We start from the raw sequence: 4,560 nt of genomic DNA, 5'->3' as shown, positions 1-4,560 counted from the left end.
TACGTCACCTCTTATGAGAAATACTGTAAATGATTTCTTTATCCCGCTTTAACGGGCAATAAGACTCCCACTTCAAAATTCGGCGAATACAAGGGAGTTAAGTGGGAAATCAATTGCCCGTAAAATCCGATTGGTTCAACTAATAATCAGTGGGGGATGGAAAAAACCCCCACTGATTAAAGTTTCACTTTATTATAACAAACGTTACAAGAAAGTAGAGGGGAGAAATCTGTCTCTTTATAAAGTAGTTGTTTATAAAAAGTCACATAAAAAGAACTCGCCAGACGTATGACAAGTTCTTTAGTGTATTATTGTTGAATTGCTGCATCTAAAGCGATTTCAATCATTTCGTTAAATGTAGTTTGACGCTCTTCAGATGTTGTTTCTTCGCCAGTGAAGATGTGATCGCTAACTGTTAATATAGATAATGCATTTACACCGTATTTCGCTGCTAATGTGTAAAGAGCAGTTGTTTCCATTTCTACTGCTAATACACCGTAATCTCCAAGTTTTTTAACCATGTCCATGCTTTCACGATAAAACACATCTGCTGTTAAAACGTTACCGACACGAACGTGTAATCCTTTTTCAGTTCCAGCATCATAAGCTTTCTTTAAAAGGTCAAAGTTTGCAGCTGGTGCAAAATCAAATCCTGGGAATGTTAAACGGTTCATATTAGAATCAGTACAAGCCGTCATTGCGATAATAACATCACGAACTTTTACATCTTTTTGAATTGCACCGCAAGTTCCAACGCGAATTAAATTTTTAACTCCGTAGCTTTGGATTAATTCGTTTACATAAATAGAAATAGAAGGAACACCCATACCTGTACCTTGAACAGATACACGTTTTCCTTTATAAGTTCCAGTGAAACCTAACATACCACGCACATTATTATAGCAAGTAACGTCCTCTAGAAATGTTTCAGCGATATATTTTGCACGTAATGGATCACCAGGTAATAGAATAGATTCAGCGATTTCACCTTGTTTTGCTTCGATATGTACACTCATAAAAAAGTCCTCCTTATAATGTATTGATAGAAATCAATATCATTTGCATTATACACTACGAATCCTTTCAATTAAAATCTTTTTATTATTTGTAATATGTACAAAATAGGAGGATTTCATAAATCATAATCTAGAATATATATCTTAAGAAGTTTTGTATGAATAGAGACAATAAAAATGGTAGGTGATGTTTTGAAAAATCTTGTCATCGGGCTTATTGCGTTAGTACTTATTGTGGCAGGAGGATTTTACATAAAAAAATATCAAGAAAACGAAGAGACTGTAGGAGATGTTCAGGAAGTAAAGTGGGATGTTTCGAATGGAAAGGGAAATGAGAAAGTAGATATTGTATTTCAGTTGTTAAACAACAAGAATAATGAAATTCGTGGTGTAAATGATCAAATGCGGGCAGTGATTGTAGATGGACAGTTAAAAAACATACAACAAATTAAACCCACATTTGCAGGGAACGGGTCATATAAGTTATCTTCCAAAATAGCGAAAGACGAAGAATATACAATATTTTTATACGAAGACAAAAATAAGTCCGTAGAGTCATTCGCTAGGAAGAATTTTGGTAGAACGAAAGAGGAGAACAATAAGAAAAAAGTGAAATTTCCAATCGACAGTGTACTTACGAAAAAAATAGGAGAGTATGAAGTTTCTCTTTTATTTGGTGCATTACATCCGAATGAACCAGTTACGTTAACATTTCAGTTTCAAGCGAAAAAGGGTGAAAAATTGAAATTGCATTCAGAGAGAGGAGAAGTAGAGTCACTCTATATAGTGGATGAAACGAAGGAGAATTTTTTATACGCTATGCCTGTAGATACGGATGAACAATTACAATACCGAATTACATTTCCTGCCGAGGGCACGTATAAAATGTGGGGGAATTTCTATATAAATGGTAAGAAGTATGAAAAAGAATTTATTGTACAAGTTCAAAAAAGAAAAAACAGCTAAGAATTTAGCTGTTTTTTCTTTTTCCTATTAATTTTGTTACAGAGAGCATTGTAATTGGTAAAGAATGATTCTTCCTAAATGCTAAATATTTACCGCTCCATGCTGGTTTATATTTTTCTTTAAAATGTCGTAATCCGCTGAAACTATACGTATAACGAACGTTATTAAAGATTGCAGCAGCCACTCGTTCAGACCAGAAAGACTGTGTGGATAAACCAACATTTGAAAGTGGTGCCATACCGATATTAAAGGAGTGGTATTCATTTTCTTTTGCCCACTGGAATAAGTGGATGAAAATTGCGTCCATAATGCCGCTAGGCGCATCTGGATAATATCGCATTAAATCGACAGATAATGATCCGTTTTGATATACAGGCATGAATGTTGTGAATGCAATGATTTTTCCATCCGAATCAGATAATGTTGCGATAGGAGCGCGACTAATATATTCACGATCGAAGTATCCGAGTGAAAAACCTTTCTCTTTTTTTCCACCAAGCCATGCATCTGAAACTTTTCTTAACTCTTCATATAATTCGTCGGAGAAAGGTGGCTCATGAATAGAGAATGTATAGCCCTCTCTTTCAAAACGGTTGAAAGTAGCTCGCATGCCAGCGCGTTTCTTTCCTGTTATTGTAAAGGTATTTAAATCAACAACAGCTTCTTCACCAAGCTTAAAGAAGTTATAACCAAAATCGTGGTATAAACTCATCCATTTACTTTCAATTTGATAGAATACACAAATGTATCCAAATCGATCAGCCTCAGCTAAAAACTCTTGCAATACAGTACGATAGGAGGAAGGGTCCCCAATTGGATCACCTAGTACAATAAGTCGTTTTCCAGTTATTGAGAAGAGAATGAGTGCTTTTCCATCACTACTGAAAAAGAACTGTTTATCTCCTAAAAAACCTAAATGACTAAGTACATTTCCACCATGTTCATCTAAGAAGTTTTGTAATCGTTTATCATTAGCTGGTTGCCCGGGAAATTCATTTCGATAACGATTTGCAATGAGTGAACCAATTAGTAAAAAAGTAGGAACAAAAAAGGCAGCTGCTAATGCACTTCGTTTCACTTGTGTAATATTACGAACGACAAAATCAGGTTTGAAAGCTTCTTTTGCACCTGCAAATAAAATACCTAAGTTTTTATATAAATATAACGTTACAAGTAGGAATATAAAAACTTTTACGATATCGGAAAGTGAGACTTCCATTTTCTCACGTACAAACCTTTTACGAAGCATATACAATACAGCGAGTACGATTAATAAAATAAAAGTTTCTTCAACATCAATTCCTTTTAGTGTGTTAAAAATAGCCGCTCCGATTAAAGAAACAATCGTCATATAATAAGAACGTTTTGTTCCGTAATATATCCCCCGCGAAAGAATGAGGAGGAGAATACCGAATGTTAGCGATAAGCTAAAAGAAAATTGAATAAGATGTTTTGGAGCTAGAATATGTAAGGCGTGTGCCCGATTTATACTTGTCGGTAGAATGGTTGATAAAATAACCATTAAGCCAGCAAATACTGTTAAAGCAGCAGATGCCCAAGAACCTAACTTTCCTAGAAAGTCACGCTGCAAAGTCCATATAACACCAGTTGTCTCTAATGCAGGCGCAATAAAAGGTTTATCTTCAAACTTTTTAATGGCTACTCCTGTCATTTCAAAAGCTGCAAAAATGAGACCAAGGCAGAAGGGCAAGATGTAATAGACGAGACGATATAATAACATAGCAGGGAGTAAAACACCTGTATCGATGCCGTATTGCCCAAGCCCAGTTAAGAAGACAAGATCAAATGATCCAAGGCCACCAGGAACAAGACTAACGACACCAGCTAAAGCAGCAATAACATATACGCCTAAAAACTTTTGGAATTCGATTTCAATGCCAAATAATAGTAATATGACGTACATAACAATACCAGCAGATACCCATTCGACTAATGAAACTAATGAGTATAAAACAGTTGGGTTTTTCTCCTCTTCTTCTTGTTCCTCTGTTTGCGTCGCTTTTCTATTTTTTAATTTAGAAAATCCGATATATATAGGGACGAAAAGAGCGAAGAAGATAAGAACAGGCCATAGCCATGGTTTTTCATGCAAAATAAATCTCGTGTCTAATATTCCGATGAGACCAAGAAATGAAAGAATGGCTAATCCATTAATAAAGGCAGTTGTCATCCAAGCGATACTTTTAATAAGTTTTCCATTTTCTTTTATATATGGACGATAAAGCATTGTGCGTACGCCGGCTCCAACAAGACCACCAAACCCGATAAATCCATTTAAAGTATTAGCAATCCACGAGATACGGAAAATCTTTTGGACAGGGATATCAGCTTTTAAGTAACGAAGCATAACATAGTCATAAAAGAACATTGTTGATACAGCGAATGCACCAAGTGTAATTGCTAAAAAGACTCCTCCAGTTGGAATGTTTTTAATTGTATCAATCGCTTCTAAAAAAGAAATGCCCGCTAATTCTTTTTTTGCTTGAAAGAATACAATTGTTAATACAACAAATGGGAAGACAATTTTCCCGATTTGTAAGAAACGTTTCCATGAAAA

Annotated in this window: 3 protein-coding genes; 1 reads left to right on the top strand and 2 read right to left on the bottom strand. The window is 35.2% G+C overall.

Annotation, left to right across the window (positions count from 1 at the left end; genetic code table 11):
• Positions 1 to 308 precede the first annotated feature (308 nt).
• Positions 309 to 1,016, bottom strand: a complete 708-nt coding sequence (deoD, locus tag ACQGS6_RS23355) for a purine-nucleoside phosphorylase (RefSeq protein WP_000110705.1) — start codon at positions 1,014 to 1,016, stop codon at positions 309 to 311.
• Positions 1,017 to 1,193: 177 nt separating this feature from the next.
• On the opposite strand from deoD, the gene ACQGS6_RS23350 reads away from it, so the two are divergent.
• The gene (locus tag ACQGS6_RS23350; protein WP_000232610.1) at positions 1,194 to 1,982 is read left to right on the top strand and encodes a hypothetical protein; all 789 of its coding nucleotides are present in this window, start codon (positions 1,194 to 1,196) and stop codon (positions 1,980 to 1,982) included.
• Positions 1,983 to 1,986: 4 nt separating this feature from the next.
• On the opposite strand, the gene mprF is transcribed toward ACQGS6_RS23350, so the two are convergent.
• A partial coding sequence (mprF, locus tag ACQGS6_RS23345; protein ID WP_426965680.1) for a bifunctional lysylphosphatidylglycerol flippase/synthetase MprF occupies positions 1,987 to 4,560 on the bottom strand: 2,574 nt, incomplete at its 5' end.

The sequence above is a fragment of the Bacillus sp. GMs2/2 genome (assembly GCF_050172095.1).
In the GTDB taxonomy this organism is placed as follows: Bacteria; Bacillota; Bacilli; order Bacillales; family Bacillaceae_G; genus Bacillus_A; species Bacillus_A cereus.
Note: the sequence above shows the minus strand (reverse complement) of the source record. Positions and strands in the feature narration are given on the sequence as shown.

Bases quoted from the DNA above. Each gene is read 5' to 3' on its own strand.
- deoD (WP_000110705.1), bottom strand. From the start codon at position 1,016: ATGAGTGTACATATCGAAGCAAAACAAGGTGAAATCGCTGAATCTATT.
- ACQGS6_RS23350 (WP_000232610.1), top strand. From the start codon at position 1,194: ATGGTAGGTGATGTTTTGAAAAATCTTGTCATCGGGCTTATTGCGTTA.